The following is a 14,378-nucleotide window of genomic DNA, read 5'->3' on the forward strand; positions in this document are numbered from 1 at the left end:
TTAAAATTTTTGTCTGATATTAACTATCTGGATAAAACCGGACAAGCGTACACTGCGTCGCATCATGATTCAGGAGAGTCCGTATGTTTTTTCTCTATCCGCTTGGTGCGGTGATGATCTGGTCGATCAACGCGATCGTCAGCAAACTGTCGGCCAGCGCGATCGATCCGGCAGCCATCTCATTTTATCGCTGGCTGCTGGCGCTGCTGGTGCTGACGCCGTTTGTGCTGCCCGGTGTGTGGTGCGCCCGTCAGGCGATTAAGCCCCATCTCTGGCGGCTGGCGATACTCGGTCTGCTTGGCATGGTGCTCTACCAGAGCCTCGCCTATTATGCGGCGCACAGTGTCAGCGCTCTCTTTATGGGGATCATCGGCGCGCTGATCCCGCTGCTTACCGTCCTGCTGAGCGTGGTGATCCTGCGTATTGCGCCAACATCCGGCATCCTGTTCGGCAGCATCCTCTCCTTTGGCGGTCTGGTGTGGCTGGTCAGTGAGGGCAACGTGATGCAGTTGCTGCATCACGGACTGGGTAAAGGGGAGCTGATGATGCTGGCGGCTTCCACTGCCTATGCCCTTTACGGCGTGCTGACTAAGCGCTGGGCGCTGCCGCTGCCCATCTGGCACAGCCTCTATGTGCAGATTCTGGCTGGTGTCCTGATGCTGCTGCCCGGCTTTCTGCTGGCGCCTGATGTCTCGCTTGATCGACATAACCTGCCGCTGGTGATGTTTGCTGGCCTGTTCGCCTCCCTTATCGCGCCATTTTTGTGGATCCACGGGGTACAGCGCCTCGGCGCGAGCACCACCAGCATCTTTATGAATCTGACGCCGCTGTTTACGGCGCTTATCGCCGTGCTGTTTCTTCATGAGCAGCTGCACAGCTACCACTGGATCGGCGGGGGTCTGACGCTGGGCGGGGTGATCCTAGCGCAGCGACTGCGCACGCCCTTAACCCGATGTAAATCGGTTAACCTGCGTGAGCTTTAAATAATATGGTCACCCGCAGTCCGCCCAGGAGCGGACTGCGATCCAGGTGCATGGTTGCCCCATGCCAGGCACAGATATCCTGCACCAGTGCGAGACCGATACCGGCTCCCGGCTGGATACCGACATTGTCCAGCCGCTGAAAAGGCTGTAACGCCTTCAGCTGCTCCGCCCCCTCAATGCCCGGCCCGCTGTCCTCAATTTCAAGGCCCCCCACAATCACCCGCGCGGTGACAATGCCGCGACAGGGGGTATATTTAATCGCATTGTCCAGCAGGTTGGCGCACAGTTCGCCAATCAGCACGCCATCGCCCCTGACCAGACAGCTCTCTTCCCCTTCGAAACCCAGATCGATCTGCCGGGTACGGGCCGCCATATAGCGGCTGAAACAGGCATCGCGCACGATAGCCGCTAAATCAACCCGCACCATCGGTTTATCCTCGCCATGACGCGCTTTGATACGGGCTAACTGTAAAAGCCGATCGGTCAGAATAATGGTCTCATCCAGTGTATGACGCATCCCGAGCAGACTCTCCTGCCAGGCTTCAGGACGCTCACTGCTGAGCGCGACGCTGACCTGCGTTTTGAGGATGGTCAGCGGTGTGCGCAGCTGATGTGCCGCGTCAGCACTGAAACGATCCTGGCGCGCCAGCAGTCCCCGCAGTCGGGCAAGATAGCGGTTAAAGGCGATGATAAGCGGTTGCAGTTCTGACCACGGCAAGGAGGGAAGCGGCGTTAATTCGCCACCGTCGCGCTGCAACACGATGCGGGACAGCCGCCGTAGCGGGCGCAAAACCCGACGCAGCATCAGGCTGGCCAGCAGCAGTGTCATCAGAACCAGTCCGCTCTGGCTGATCAGCGCAGTTTGCATTAACTGGCGGGCAAACTCCTGACGTGAGTTGATGGTTTCCGCCACCAGCACCAGCGCCATGCCATCCACTCCCGCTTCGCTCACCGGCTGCCATAATGCCGCAACGCGAATCCGATGCTGGTGATAGCGTCCATCATAAAAATGCACCAGTGCGGGATAAGCGTTCGACATTTTGCTGGTGATGGGTATGGGCGGCAGATCGTTATAGCCCGATAACGTTTTTCCCTGCGGTGAAATCACCTGATAAAAGAGCTGATCGTTCATGTTACGTTCGAAGCTGTCGAGCACAACCCACGGCACATCAACCTCCAGATGCTGTTCCCGCACCACCAGCCGCTCTGCCACCGTTCGTGCTGACGCCAGCAGCGAGCGGTCATAAGCCTGATTAGCGGCCGCCAGCCCGCTCTGATAGTGGGTATAGACTGAGAGCGCCCAGAGCAGTAAAAGTGGCAGGCCAAACCATGCCAGCAGCTCACCCCGCAACGAATGAATCAGCCGCATGAGAGCGTTTCCAGGCTGTAACCCAGCCCGCGCAGGGTCACGATCGCCACGTTGCTGCCTGCCAGCTTTTTACGCACCCGATGTACATAGAGCTCGATACTCTCCGGGCTGGCTTCATCTGACAGGGTAAAGGTCTGCTCATACAGTGACTGACGCGAAACCGGCCTGCCCTGCCGCTGCATGAGTGTCGTCAGGATGCTTGCTTCCCGCGGCGTCAGCGCCAGGGGTCTGTCTGCCAGCAGAAAATAGCCTTCGCCATCCAGCACCAGCTGACCCAGTGACTGGTTTTGCGATGTGTGACTCTGACTGCGTCGCAGCAGCGCCCGTAACCGCGCTTCGAGTTCATCCATCTCAAAGGGTTTCGTCAGGTAGTCATCTGCCCCCAGGTTCAGGCCCCGTACCCGATCGTCCAGCGCACTGCGTGCAGTCAGTAGCAATACCGGCACACTTTGTCCGCGTCGCCGCAACCGTGCCAGCACCTCCAGTCCATCCATGCGTGGCAGTGAAATATCGAGCACGACCAGTGCATAGGCTTCACATTGCAAAGCATGGTCGGCCGCCATGCCATCCGCGACCCGGTCGACGGCGAACCCTTTTTGTGTGAGGGCTTTTTCCAGCCAGCGTGCCAGCTCTTCCGTATCTTCAACAAGTAAGAGACGCATATCACATCCTGCTATTAAATCCGCTCACTGAAAGGTAAATGAAAGGTAACTGTTTTAACAATTCGGTAACGCTGATGTTTCAGCGGCAATCACACTCTGGAAGAATGAATGGAGCATAAGATGAAAAAAATCATCCATACCGCCCTTGCCACTACCCTGCTGTCGCTGATGGCAACACCCACCTTTGCCGCCGGGGAGCCCGGTCGCACCGAATGTATCGCGCCAGCTAAACCGGGTGGCGGGTTCGATCTCACCTGCAAGCTATTGCAGGTCTCTCTCCAGGAAACCGGACAAATTAAGACGCCGATGCGCGTCACCTACATGCCCGGCGGTGTCGGCGCGGTGGCCTACAACGCGATTATTGCCCAGCGGCCGGCTGAAGCGGGCACCGTTGTCGCCTTCTCTGGCGGCTCACTGCTGAACCTTTCACAGGGTAAGTTTGGTCGTTATACCGTGGACGACGTTAAGTGGCTGGCGGCGGTGGGTACCGATTACGGCATGGTGGCCGTTCGTGAGGATGCACCGTGGAAAACGTTAGGTGAGCTGATGACGGCGATGAAAGCCGATCCGACCAAAGTGGTGGTCGGTGCCGGTGCGTCAATAGGCAGTCAGGACTGGATGAAAACGGCGTTGCTGGCGCGCGAAGCGGGAATCGATCCACGCAAAATGCGTTATGTCGCCTTTGAAGGCGGCGGTGAGCCGGTAACCGCCCTGCTCGGAAACCATATTCAGGTGGTCTCAGGTGATATGAGTGAGATGGTGCCGCATCTGCAGGGCGGCAAAATGCGGGTGCTGGCCGTGATGTCCGATCAGCGTCTGCCGGGTCAGCTGGCCGGGGTACCCACGGCAAAAGAGCAGGGTTTCAATATCGTCTGGCCGATTATTCGTGGCTATTACCTCGGTCCAAAAGTCAGTGATGCGGATTATCAGTGGTGGGAACAGGCCTTTAAAAAAATGGCTGAGACGCCGGAGTTCAAAAAGCAGCGTGATCTGCGCGGACTGTTCGAATTTAACCTGACAGGCCAGGCACTCGACAGCTACGTGAAGAAGCAGGTGGCGGATTACCGTGAGCAGGCCAAATCCTTTGGTCTGGCCAAATAACGGGAGCAGATGATGAGCGATCGCATTTTTGCCAGCCTGTGGCTGGCGCTCTGCCTTGGCGGCATGGTGATGGCCTGGCAGATTCAGAGTGAATACAGCTACGAACCCGTGGGGCCGCGTCCATTCCCGATGGCAATCCTTGGCCTGATGGCCATCTGCGCCCTGCTGATGCTCTTTCGGAAACCGGACACCATTCAGTGGCCCGCAGCTGGCACGCTGAAACGGCTGGTAGCGCTGGCGCTGATGATGATGCTCTATGGCTGGCTGTTTGAGACGCTGGGCTTTGCCATCTGCACGACGCTGCTGACCTTTGGCATCGGCCTGCTGTTTGGGGCTCGCTGGTGGGCCGCCGCGCTGGCCGGGCTGGTGATGGGCACCTCGCTGTTTTACGCCTTTGACCGTTTGCTGGAAGTCACCCTTCCGGTCGGCAGCTGGCTGAGTTAAGGAGAGCATCATGGATACCTGGTCCTTTTTAATGCAGGGCTTTGCCGTCGCCATGACGCCAGAGAATCTGCTGATCGCCCTGATCGGCTGCTTTATCGGCACCATTGTTGGCCTGCTGCCTGGCCTGGGGCCAATCAATGGCGTAGCCATTCTGATGCCGCTGGCTTTTGCGCTGCACCTGCCGGCCGAGTCGGCGCTGATTCTGCTGGCCACGGTTTATATCGGCTGTGAGTATGGCGGGCGCATCTCCTCCATTCTGCTCAACGTTCCGGGCGATGCCGGCGCAATCATGACCGCGCTGGATGGGTATCCGATGGCGCAGCAGGGCAAAGCGGGCGTCGCGCTCTCTATTTCGGCGGTCAGCTCGTTTGTTGGCTCCACGATTGCTATTGTTGGCATTATTCTCTTCGCCCCGCTGCTGGCCAGCTGGTCACTGGCGTTTGGACCGGCAGAGTACTTTGCCCTGATGGTGTTTGCTATCGCCTGCCTGGGCAGCATGATGAGCCACAATCCGCTGAAATCTTTTCTTTCGGCGCTCATTGGACTGGGCATGGCCACGGTCGGGGTGGATGCCAATACCGGCGTCTATCGCTTCACGTTTGACAGCGTTCATCTCTCTGACGGCATTCAGTTTGTGGTCGTTGTCATTGGTCTGTTCTCGGTCAGTGAAATTTTGCTGATGCTCGAGTCGACCAGTAGCGGCCAGAAAGCGGTGCGGGCAAGCGGCCGCATGATGTTCAACATGAAGGAGGCGGCGATGGCCACAGGCGCGACGCTACGCTCCTCTTTTCTGGGGTTCTTTGTCGGCGTTCTGCCTGGTGCCGGAGCGACCATTGCCAGCGCTATCGCCTACATGACGGAGAAAAAAATCAGCGGCAGTGAGCAGTTCGGGAAAGGGGATATTCGCGGTGTGGCCGCACCGGAAGCGGCAAACAATGCCTCAGCCTGTGGCTCCTTTATCCCGATGCTGACGCTGGGTATCCCCGGCTCCGGCACCACAGCGGTGATGGTCGGCGCTTTAACGCTCTATAACATCACGCCAGGTCCGGCGATGTTTGTTGAGCAGCCAGATATCGTCTGGGGTCTGATCGCGGCACTGCTGATTGGCAACGTTATGCTGCTGGTGATGAACATTCCGATGATCAATGTTTTCGCCCGGATGCTGAGCATTCCGCTCTGGTTCCTGGTGCCGGCAATTGCCGCCATCTCCGCGGTGGGCGTCTATGCCGTGCACAGCACCACCTTCGATTTGCTCCTGATGGTCGGCCTGGGAATTTTTGGTTATATTCTGCGCAAGATGGACTTTCCGATGTCGCCACTGATTCTGGGCTTTGTGCTGGGTGAGATGCTGGAGCAGAACCTGCGTCGTGCCCTCTCAATCAGTAACGGTAACCTGGTTATTCTGTGGGAAAGTCCTATCTGCAAAGTGCTGCTGGTGCTGGCGATTTCGGTGCTGGTTCTGCCACCGATCTGGAAACGCTGGCGTCGCTATCGCCTAAGACTGGCTGAAGAGTAAATCTCACGCTGAACTGTGCCTCCCCCGTGGGATTTCGCGGGGGCTTTTGCTATCATGGCCTATTCTTTTTCCGGCGCACCCGACGCTGTTCTGTTTTCCCAAGGAATCCGCCATGCAACCTCTCAGCGGCCCCGGTGTGCCGGTCGGCGATCGTTCATCTCTTAATCCGCAAACCGGCGTAACACGTCATGGTTCTGTGGCGGGTGAACAACCCCTCTCTCCGGCTCAGCGCACGACATTAGAACGCCTGATCGTGCGTATCTTATCGCTCAGCAATCTGAAGGCACCTGAACTCTGGGCGGGCGTCCGGCATGAGGTGGGCGTGAAGAGTGAGGCGGAGCTGCAGTCGCGTCACTTTCCGGCTGCGGAGCAGTATCTGAATGGTCGTCTGACTCAGGCGCAGAATGGCCATGCTACGCGTCAGTTGATGACTCAGCTCACAGAACTGCTGCCGAAGGGCAATAACCGTCAGGCGGTGAGTGACTTTATCCGCCAGCAGTTTGGTCAGACCGTTCTGAGCTCGCTGAGCCAGGAGCAGCTGCGTCAGGTGCTGACGATGCTGCAGAACGGGCAGATGGCGATCCCGCAGCCGCAGCAGAGCCGCGTCAGCGATCGGACCCTGCTCCCGGCGGAGCATCAGACGCTCAATCAGCAGGTGGTTCGTCTGGCCGCCGCCACCGGAGAACCGACCGGCAAACTCTGGACGGCGGCGCTGAAACTGGTCGGACTGACCAGCGGCGATCCCATCCCCTCGCGCCACTTCCCGCTGCTCACCCAGTATCTGCAGGTACGTCAGACGCTGAGTCAGCACAGTGCACCGACCTTACAGCTGCTGGAAGCCTCGCTGAAACAGCCGCTGGATCAGCACGAGCGGCATAGTCTGGAGGAGTACAGCCAGCAGCGTTTTCAGGCTACACCGCAGACGGTGCTAACCGTGACGCAGACGCAGGATCTGCTGAACTTCCTGTTCAGCCGTCGCGCCGATCGTGCCGAGAAAGTTCACGAACAGCCGCTGGCCGCCAGTGAGATTAAACCGCAGCCGATCTGGTCGCCCTTTGTCGCCTCGCTGCCGTCACCGCTGCAGCCCCTGGCGCAGCGTCCCCTGCTGGGTCTGTTTGTTGCGCTGGTGGTGATCACCCTTCTGCTCTGGCTGGTGCTTTAGGTCAGCAGCCACAGGATGCATCGGGTGCGGTGACGGGCCATTCGCCCGGCGCCTCCCCCCAGGTCAGCGGATGACCTTCCCGTTTCCAGAAATCCAGCCCGCCAGTCAGCTCCTTCACCTGAAATCCCAGTTCCGCCAGCTTCAGAGCCGCTTTCGTCGAGCCGTTACAGCCGATACCGTCGCAATAGGTGACATAAACGCGGTCGCGGTCGAGCGGCTCGCAGCTGGAAGCATTGATCTCACGGTGGGGAAAATTAATCGCGCCGCTGATATGGCCGGCGCGATAAGCCGCCGGTGCGCGCGCATCGATCACCTGAATGCCGGGCAGATTCCGGGCCAGATCCTCCGCCAGATCCCAGGCGTCTGTATAATAAGCGAGTTTTGCCTGCAGATAGTCGAGGCTTTGCTGCGGCGTGGCGGCGGGAAAATGTAATACAGATGACATCGCGATTCTCCTGTTGAAGTGAGCGTGCAGTTTACGGCAGAGTGGACTGCCTGCTGATACCCATTTTGCGCCAGGAATAAGACCCATATGAGTTCTCCGCTGTTGCAGCTTTTCCAGCATCAGGCCAGCGGCGGCGTGCGTGAGCGCCTCTGCACCACCCTGCGGCTGGCCATTAACCGGCATCATCTGCACGCCGGTCAGCAGCTGCCCTCCAGTCGCCAGCTGGCGCAGGATCTCCGGATTTCACGCGTCACGGTGGAAGCCGCCTATGGTCAGCTTGAGAGCGAAGGCTATCTGCGACGCGAGATCGGTCGCGGAACGTTTGTGGCCATCACGATTCCCGCAGGCACCGCTCCAGCGGCACGCGTTCAGCCCGCGCGTTTCTCAGCGCGGGGTCAGCAGGTGCTGGCAACCGGAGGCTGTCAGGATCCTCCGTTTCCTCACGCCTTTGCCGCCGGTTCCCCGGAGTTACGCGCTTTTCCCCATGACAGCTGGCGACGCCTGAGCAGCAGCGTGCAGCGTTCGCTGGGCAGCGCCGCCATGGGATATGGCGATCCCTGCGGCTACCTGCCGCTGCGCAGTGCGATTGCTGACTATCTGGCGCTCTCGCGAGGTATGCAGTGCCAGCCGGAGCAGGTGATTATCCTGACCAGTTCGCAACAGGCGCTACAGCTGCTGGCGATGATGTTCGTCGATCCCGGAGATGATGTGTGGATAGAGGAGCCAGGCTATCCCGGCGCACGAAACGCGCTGCTCGCCGCAGGCGCAAAGGTGCACGGGATAACCGTCGATGCCGAAGGCGCAGTGCCGGGTCACGGCAGTGCAAAGCTGATGTATCTGACCCCTTCACACCACTATCCGACCGGGGTAACGCTGAGCCTGCCCCGCCGTCTCGCCTGGCTCGCCTGGGCGCAGCGCAACCAAAGCTGGCTGATTGAAGATGACTACGACAGCGAGTTTCATTATGACGAGCGCCCGATTCCTGCGCTGCAGGGACTGGACCGTCATCAGCGGGTCATTACGCTCGGCACCTTTTCGAAATCGCTGTTCCCTTCACTGCGTCTGGCGTGGATGGTGGTGCCTCCCGCGCTGATTGCCCCTCTGGGCCAGGCTCGCAGCTTGCTGGATGGACACAGCGCCCTGCTGCCCCAGGCGATTACCGCGGCCTTTCTGCAGCAGGGACATTTTGCCACTCATCTGCGGCTGATGCGTCAGCTCTATCATAGCCGCCGCGATCGCTTGCTGGAGCAGATTGCGCAGCGACTCTCACCGTGGATCACGCCCATCGCCAGTGGCGGCGGACTCCAGCTGACGGTGACAGTGGAACAGGATGAAGCGCGCTTAACCGCGCTCGCGGCACAACAGGGGTTGCTGTTGCCTCGTCTCAGCCCGCTCTATGCCGGCTCCGCGTCTCAGCAGGGCTGGATACTCGGCTTCGCCGCGCTGACGCCTGATGAGATTGTGGCAGGGTGCGATAAACTGCTGCGGCTGCTGCAGCGGGAGGCATAAATCTGGCCGGCTCCGGTTTACCGTAAGCCAGAAAACAAAAGGGCCGGCAAAGCCGGCCCTTCAGCGTGCTGACGTAAAAGATTACGCCTGATATTTACGCATGGTCAGCGTGGCGTTGGTGCCACCGAAACCAAAGCTGTTAGACATCACGGTCGTCAGCTCTTTTTCCATCGGCTCAGTCACGATGTTCATGCCGGTGGCAGCTGCATCCAGTGAGTTGATGTTGATGCTTGGCGCGATAAAGCCATGCTCCAGCATCAGCAGCGAGTAAATCGCTTCCTGCACGCCAGCCGCACCCAGTGAGTGACCGGTCATCGCTTTTGTTGCTGAAATGTAAGGGGTTTTCTCGCCAAACACTTCACGAATCGCACCCAGCTCTTTCACGTCGCCCACTGGCGTAGAGGTACCGTGGCTGTTCAGATAGTCGATTGGCGTGTCGACGCCGTTCATTGCCATCTTCATGCAGCGCACCGCACCTTCACCTGAAGGCGCAACCATGTCTGCACCGTCAGAGGTCGCACCGTAGCCGACGATTTCGGCATAGATGTGTGCACCGCGAGCCAGCGCATGCTCCAGCTCTTCAACCACCACCATGCCACCGCCACCGGCGATAACAAAACCGTCGCGCTCGTTGTCATAGGTGCGTGACGCTTTTTCTGGTGTGTCGTTGTAACGGGTAGAGAGTGCGCCCATGGCGTCGAACTCACAGGCCATTTCCCAGCAGAGCTCTTCGCCGCCGCCGGCAAAAACGATATCCTGTTTGCCCAGCTGAATCTGCTCAACGGCGTTACCGATACAGTGCGCAGAGGTAGCACAGGCGGAGCTGATCGAGTAGTTTACGCCATGAATTTTGAATGGCGTGGCGAGACAGGCAGAGACGCCAGAAGCCATCGCCTTGGTGACCACGTAAGGGCCAACCGCTTTCAGGCCGCGTGGGCTGCGCATTGCATCAGCACCAAAGACCTGGAAGCGCGGGGAACCACCGCCTGAACCTGCAATCAGACCTACACGCGGGTTGCTCTGATACATTTCATCAGTCAGGCCGGAATCTTTAATCGCTTCTTCCATGGAGAGATAAGCATAGATGGACGCATCACTCATAAAGCGCACAACTTTGCGATCGATGAGGCCGGTGGTATCTAATTTGACGTTACCCCAGACGTGACTACGCATGCCGGAATCTTTCATCTCTTCAGAAAAGGTGATGCCAGAGCGTCCTTCACGCAGAGATGACAGCACTTCCTGCTGGTTATTACCAATACTGGAAACGATCCCTAAGCCAGTAATCACAGCACGTTTCATTCAATCTTCCTCATCCACTTCTTCGTAATTGGCATGCACTCTAGCGTACACTTGTACGCCGAACAAGTCCGATCAGCTATTTCCTTTTGTAAATTTGCGTCATGTGACCTGGGTCGTTAAAATCGCGCCACTGCCTGAAAAACGAGCCTTTCCCGTGAAATTAACCCCGGTTAAACATGCGCAGCTAAACTGGAATGAACAGGGTACACCTGTTTCCCGAGCGTTTGGCGACGTCTATTTCTCTAACGACAATGGTCTGGAAGAGACACGCTATGTGTTCCTTGGCGGCAACGGTTTCCCGCAGCGTTTTGCGGCGCATCCGCGCGATCTGCTTATCGTGGCGGAAAGCGGGTTTGGTACCGGCCTTAATTTTCTTACTCTGTGGCAGGCCTTTGACGCCTTTCAGCGTGAACAGCCTGGTGCGACAGTAAAACGTCTGCATTTCATTAGCTTTGAGAAATTTCCGTTAACCCGCGAGGATCTGATCGCGGCGCATCAGCACTGGCCCGAACTTGCCCCCTGGGCAGAAGCGCTGCAGGCCCAGTGGCCGGCTGCCCTGCCCGGCTGCCAGCGACTGCTGTTTGACGGCGGACGCATCACGCTGGATCTGTGGCTGGGTGATATCAACCTGCTGATGGAAAAGGTGGATGAGAGCCTGCATCGTCAGGTCGATGCCTGGTTCCTCGATGGCTTCGCGCCCGCAAAGAATCCCGATATGTGGACGCCCGCGCTGTTCAGCATGATGGCGAAGCTGGCGCGTCCACAGGGGACTTTCGCGACTTTTACTGCTGCAGGGTTTGTGCGGCGCGGTCTGCAGGAGGCGGGATTTGACGTCACCCGCCGCAAAGGATTTGGCCCGAAGCGCGAAATGCTGTGCGGCAGCCTGCAGGATGCGCCTCTGCTCCCCGGCACGCAGCCCTGGTATCATCGCCGTCCGGCGGCGCAGCGGGAAGTTGCCCTGATTGGCGGCGGCGTAGCCAGCGCGACCCTGGCGCTGGCGCTGCTGCGCCGAGGCTGGCGGGTAACGCTCTACTGCGCCGATGCGGCGCCCGCGCTGGGTGCCTCCGGTAACCGGCAGGGCGCACTCTATCCGCTGCTCAATCAGCATGACCCGGCCCTCGCCACCTTCTTCCCGGCGGCATTCAGCTTTGCCCGGCGACTCTACGACCAGAGCGGGGTCACCTTTGAGCATGAGTGGAGTGGCGTGCTGCAACTGGGCTGGGATGAAAAGAGCCGCAAAAAGATCGAACAGATGCTGGCGATGGATCTGCCTGAAACCCTCGCCTGCGGCGTCGATGTCGCAGAGGCGGAAAACCGGGCGAAGGTAGCGCTGGGCTGCGGCGGCATTTTCTATCCGGAGGGCGGCTGGCTCTCACCGGCTGAGCTGACCAGCGCGCTGCTCGCCCATGGCGAGACACAGGGCTTACGCATTCACTGGCTGCACCGGGTGAGCGGGCTTTCTCAACAGGAGGATGGCTGGACGCTGACCTTCAGCGACCGCCCGGCGGTTCATCATTCCGCGGTGGTCCTGGCAAACGGTCACGCGATCGCCGACTTTGCGCAAAGCGCCCCGCTGCCAGCCTACCCGGTAGCGGGTCAGGTGAGCCATGTTCCCGCCACGTCTGCCCTCAGCGCGCTGCAGACCGTGCTCTGTTACGACGGCTATCTGACGCCGGTCAGCGCCCAGTTTAGCACCCACTGTATTGGTGCCAGCTACCATCGTGGTGAAACCGCAACGCATTATCGCGAGGCGGATCAGCAGGAGAATCGCCTTCGCCTGCTGCACTGTCTGCCTGACAGCCGCTGGGCGGAAACGGTGGATGTCAGTGAGGGAGAAGCCAGAATGGGCGTGCGCTGCGCCACGCGCGATCACCTGCCGATGGTGGGCGGCGTGCCCGATTATGCCGCGACGCTGGCACAGTATGCCGATTTACCGGCCCGGCTTGCGGCAGGCAGTCAGATTGCTGACGCCCCCGATCTGCCGGGACTTTATCTGTTTGGTGCGCTGGGTTCGCGCGGCTTGTGCAGCGCACCGCTGGCAGCCGAGGTGCTGGCCGCCCAGCTGGCGGGTGAGCCACAGCCGCTGGATGCGACCACGCTGGCGGCACTCAATCCGAATCGCTACTGGGTCAGGAAACTGCTGAAGGGAAAAGCGGTGTAAAGCGGGTCTGCAGGGCGGCGCTTACCGCCCTGTCATATCATGCGGAGAGCTGGCGCGCCTGAACAAACAGGTTGTCCCACATGCCGACCACCAGCGCCTGGTCGCGCGGTGAGAGCTCACCTGCTGCAATGGCGTTCTGCAGGCTGCGGGTCACCTGAACCTGCAGCGCTTCTGGCGTATGCTCATCCAGCTGCTCCACTTCAGCGACCGCCAGGGTCAGGTGCCCGCGCAGATAACCGCTGGCGAACAGTTCATCGTCACTGGCATGCTCGACCATGTCGTCAATCAGGGCCAGGATACGCGCTTCAAATTCTGCGATCATCTCAATTCCTCTTTTGATAATGTCATCCTGCATCACAGATCGTCCGGCCAGGGAAACTGCGCCGCTGTTAATGAAGGCCTGCCATAAAATTCCGCCAGGGCGGTAATAAAACGCGCGGGACGCGCGGGAATACCCGCCGTCAGATAGCTCATGACCTGAGCATGTACCTTACGCTGAAACGCAATGCGATCCGGCTCACAATCTCCGTCGAGATTGTCACAACTGACGTTGAAGGGAAAGCCCGCCGCCATACAAAACATCCACTCCAGCGCCTGTGGCTTCACTTCAACGGCTTCAAACTGGCTCTGGGTCAGCGCATCGCGGCCATCCGGGCAGTACCAGTAGCCAAAATCGACCAGTTTACGGCGTGCCTCTCCGGCGATGCACCAGTGAGAGATCTCATGCAGGGCGCTGGCGTAAAAGCCGTGGGCAAAAACCACCCGGTTCCACGGCGACTCTGCATCAGCAGGAAGATAGATCGGTTCATCGTCGCCTTTAATCAGGCGTGTCTGAAATTCATCGCTGAAGCAGCGATCGAACAGCGTAATCAGCTGTTCATAATGATGGGTCGGGTTCATGACGTTATCACGTAAAAAGTTACGATTGCAGTGTGGAGAGCCACGCTATCACGGCGCTGCCATGGCTGTCCCACAGGAGTTTTATGCTCATTACGGCAGAGACAATCACCACCATCGGGCGGATCAGTTTCTGCCCGCGGCTCAGCACCAGTCGGGCGCCCAGACGCGCGCCGCAGAACGCGCCGAGCATCATAATCAGGCCGGTTCCCCACACCACTTTGCCGCCGAACATAAAGAACAGCAGACTGCCCACGTTAGAGGTGAAGTTGAGAACTTTGGCATGGGCTGTCGCCTTCGCCAGGTTGTAACCGCAGAGCGTGACGAAGGCCAGCGCGTAGAAAGAGCCCGCGCCCGGCCCGAAAAATCCGTCATAGAAGCCCACGGCACCGCCCCCGACCAGCGCATAGGCGAGGCCGTGCAGGCGACGCGCCCGGTCTTCTTCACCGAGACGCGGCATCAGCAGAAACCACAAGCCAATCGCGATCAAAAACAGCGGCAGCATCTGACGCAGAAAGTCCGCCTGCAGGCGCTGGATCAGCACCGCCCCCAGCACGGACCCCAGCAGCGTCATGGCGATATTCAGCCACTGCTCACTCAGATTAACTGCGCCGCGTCGCACAAAGTAGAGGCTGGCGGAGAACGACCCGCCGACCGATTGCAGTTTATTGGTCGCCAGCGCCTGAGCCGGTGAGAGACCCGCCGCCAGCAGCGACGGCACCGTCAGTAACCCCCCGCCACCCGCAATCGAGTCAATAAAACCGGCGAGCATGGCAATCAGAAACAGCAGCCCGACCAGCAGCGGACTGACCACGAACCACTCCATG

The 14,378-nt window shown here is 59.2% G+C and carries 14 protein-coding genes; 7 read left to right on the forward strand and 7 right to left on the reverse strand.

Annotation, left to right across the window (positions count from 1 at the left end):
• Positions 1-83: 83 nt before the first annotated feature.
• Positions 84-983 carry a DMT family transporter gene (locus tag CKF42_RS03295; protein WP_111207531.1) on the forward strand — a complete coding sequence of 300 codons (900 nt, stop codon included), beginning with the start codon at positions 84-86 and terminating at the stop codon, positions 981-983.
• Here the strand turns inward: CKF42_RS03295 and CKF42_RS03300 are convergent.
• Together CKF42_RS03300 and tctD are read right to left on the reverse strand one after the other, a co-directional pair.
• Positions 964-2,352, reverse strand: coding sequence for a sensor histidine kinase (locus CKF42_RS03300; protein ID WP_111207533.1), 1,389 nt, complete (start codon positions 2,350-2,352; stop codon positions 964-966). The genes CKF42_RS03295 and CKF42_RS03300 overlap by 20 nt on opposite strands.
• A complete protein-coding gene (gene tctD, locus CKF42_RS03305) occupies positions 2,343-3,014 on the reverse strand; it encodes a transcriptional regulator TctD (RefSeq protein WP_058956871.1) in 672 nt (223 codons plus the stop codon). Before tctD ends, CKF42_RS03300 begins: the two co-directional genes overlap by 10 nt.
• A gap of 120 nt (positions 3,015-3,134) precedes the next feature.
• Here tctD and CKF42_RS03310 point away from each other — a divergent pair, with 120 nt between their 5' ends.
• The 4 genes from CKF42_RS03310 to flk all read left to right on the forward strand — a co-directional run bounded on the left by CKF42_RS03310 (position 3,135) and on the right by flk (position 7,237).
• Positions 3,135-4,115 carry a tripartite tricarboxylate transporter substrate binding protein gene (locus CKF42_RS03310; RefSeq protein WP_111207550.1) on the forward strand — a complete coding sequence of 327 codons (981 nt, stop codon included), beginning with the start codon at positions 3,135-3,137 and terminating at the stop codon, positions 4,113-4,115.
• Positions 4,116-4,127: 12 nt separating this feature from the next.
• Entirely contained in the window at positions 4,128-4,559 is a 432-nt protein-coding gene (locus tag CKF42_RS03315; RefSeq protein ID WP_111207535.1) for a tripartite tricarboxylate transporter TctB family protein, read from the forward strand.
• Between the two features lie 10 nt (positions 4,560-4,569).
• Entirely contained in the window at positions 4,570-6,075 is a 1,506-nt protein-coding gene (locus CKF42_RS03320; RefSeq protein ID WP_009088963.1) for a tripartite tricarboxylate transporter permease, read from the forward strand.
• Positions 6,076-6,187: 112 nt separating this feature from the next.
• Positions 6,188-7,237: a flagella biosynthesis regulator Flk gene (gene flk, locus CKF42_RS03325; protein WP_111207537.1), complete on the forward strand. Its 1,050-nt coding sequence runs from the start codon at positions 6,188-6,190 to the stop codon at positions 7,235-7,237.
• A 1-nt stretch (position 7,238) separates the two neighbouring features.
• Here the strand turns inward: flk and CKF42_RS03330 are convergent, their stop codons facing one another.
• Positions 7,239-7,682, reverse strand: a complete 444-nt coding sequence (locus tag CKF42_RS03330; RefSeq protein ID WP_046102291.1) for a rhodanese-like domain-containing protein — start codon at positions 7,680-7,682, stop codon at positions 7,239-7,241.
• Between the two features lie 87 nt (positions 7,683-7,769).
• Between CKF42_RS03330 and CKF42_RS03335 the strand changes: the two genes are divergently transcribed.
• Positions 7,770-9,191 carry a PLP-dependent aminotransferase family protein gene (locus CKF42_RS03335; RefSeq protein WP_111207538.1) on the forward strand — a complete coding sequence of 474 codons (1,422 nt, stop codon included), beginning with the start codon at positions 7,770-7,772 and terminating at the stop codon, positions 9,189-9,191.
• Between the two features lie 81 nt (positions 9,192-9,272).
• Here CKF42_RS03335 and fabB read toward each other — a convergent pair whose 3' ends face one another.
• The gene (gene fabB / locus CKF42_RS03340) at positions 9,273-10,493 is read right to left on the reverse strand and encodes a beta-ketoacyl-ACP synthase I (RefSeq protein WP_009088958.1); all 1,221 of its coding nucleotides are present in this window, start codon (positions 10,491-10,493) and stop codon (positions 9,273-9,275) included.
• A gap of 154 nt (positions 10,494-10,647) precedes the next feature.
• On the opposite strand from fabB, the gene mnmC reads away from it, so the two are divergent.
• Positions 10,648-12,654, forward strand: coding sequence for a bifunctional tRNA (5-methylaminomethyl-2-thiouridine)(34)-methyltransferase MnmD/FAD-dependent 5-carboxymethylaminomethyl-2-thiouridine(34) oxidoreductase MnmC (gene mnmC / locus CKF42_RS03345; RefSeq protein WP_111207551.1), 2,007 nt, complete (start codon positions 10,648-10,650; stop codon positions 12,652-12,654).
• A 37-nt stretch (positions 12,655-12,691) separates the two neighbouring features.
• Here mnmC and CKF42_RS03350 read toward each other — a convergent pair whose 3' ends face one another.
• Genes CKF42_RS03350 through CKF42_RS03360 form a run of 3 tightly spaced genes read right to left on the reverse strand, consistent with a single transcriptional unit; the run spans position 12,692 to position 14,377 of the window.
• Positions 12,692-12,976: a YfcL family protein gene (locus tag CKF42_RS03350; RefSeq protein WP_009088954.1), complete on the reverse strand. Its 285-nt coding sequence runs from the start codon at positions 12,974-12,976 to the stop codon at positions 12,692-12,694.
• Between the two features lie 32 nt (positions 12,977-13,008).
• A complete protein-coding gene (locus CKF42_RS03355) occupies positions 13,009-13,554 on the reverse strand; it encodes an elongation factor P hydroxylase (RefSeq protein ID WP_009088952.1) in 546 nt (181 codons plus the stop codon).
• Between the two features lie 19 nt (positions 13,555-13,573).
• Positions 13,574-14,377, reverse strand: a complete 804-nt coding sequence (locus tag CKF42_RS03360) for a sulfite exporter TauE/SafE family protein (RefSeq protein ID WP_111207539.1) — start codon at positions 14,375-14,377, stop codon at positions 13,574-13,576.
• Position 14,378: the final 1 nt, after the last annotated feature.

Origin of the sequence: Pantoea sp. ARC270 (assembly GCF_003236725.1) — a bacterium.
Lineage (GTDB): Bacteria > Pseudomonadota > Gammaproteobacteria > Enterobacterales > Enterobacteriaceae > Pantoea > Pantoea anthophila.

Coding starts and splice junctions, on each gene's coding strand:
- flk (WP_111207537.1), top strand. CDS start 6,188: ATGCAACCTCTCAGCGGCCCCGGTGTGCCGGTCGGCGATCGTTCATCT.
- CKF42_RS03300 (WP_111207533.1), bottom strand. CDS start 2,352: ATGCGGCTGATTCATTCGTTGCGGGGTGAGCTGCTGGCATGGTTTGGC.
- CKF42_RS03310 (WP_111207550.1), top strand. CDS start 3,135: ATGAAAAAAATCATCCATACCGCCCTTGCCACTACCCTGCTGTCGCTG.
- CKF42_RS03315 (WP_111207535.1), top strand. CDS start 4,128: ATGAGCGATCGCATTTTTGCCAGCCTGTGGCTGGCGCTCTGCCTTGGC.
- CKF42_RS03360 (WP_111207539.1), bottom strand. CDS start 14,377: ATGGAGTGGTTCGTGGTCAGTCCGCTGCTGGTCGGGCTGCTGTTTCTG.
- tctD (WP_058956871.1), bottom strand. CDS start 3,014: ATGCGTCTCTTACTTGTTGAAGATACGGAAGAGCTGGCACGCTGGCTG.
- CKF42_RS03350 (WP_009088954.1), bottom strand. CDS start 12,976: ATGATCGCAGAATTTGAAGCGCGTATCCTGGCCCTGATTGACGACATG.
- CKF42_RS03330 (WP_046102291.1), bottom strand. CDS start 7,682: ATGTCATCTGTATTACATTTTCCCGCCGCCACGCCGCAGCAAAGCCTC.
- fabB (WP_009088958.1), bottom strand. CDS start 10,493: ATGAAACGTGCTGTGATTACTGGCTTAGGGATCGTTTCCAGTATTGGT.
- CKF42_RS03295 (WP_111207531.1), top strand. CDS start 84: ATGTTTTTTCTCTATCCGCTTGGTGCGGTGATGATCTGGTCGATCAAC.
- CKF42_RS03355 (WP_009088952.1), bottom strand. CDS start 13,554: ATGAACCCGACCCATCATTATGAACAGCTGATTACGCTGTTCGATCGC.
- CKF42_RS03320 (WP_009088963.1), top strand. CDS start 4,570: ATGGATACCTGGTCCTTTTTAATGCAGGGCTTTGCCGTCGCCATGACG.
- CKF42_RS03335 (WP_111207538.1), top strand. CDS start 7,770: ATGAGTTCTCCGCTGTTGCAGCTTTTCCAGCATCAGGCCAGCGGCGGC.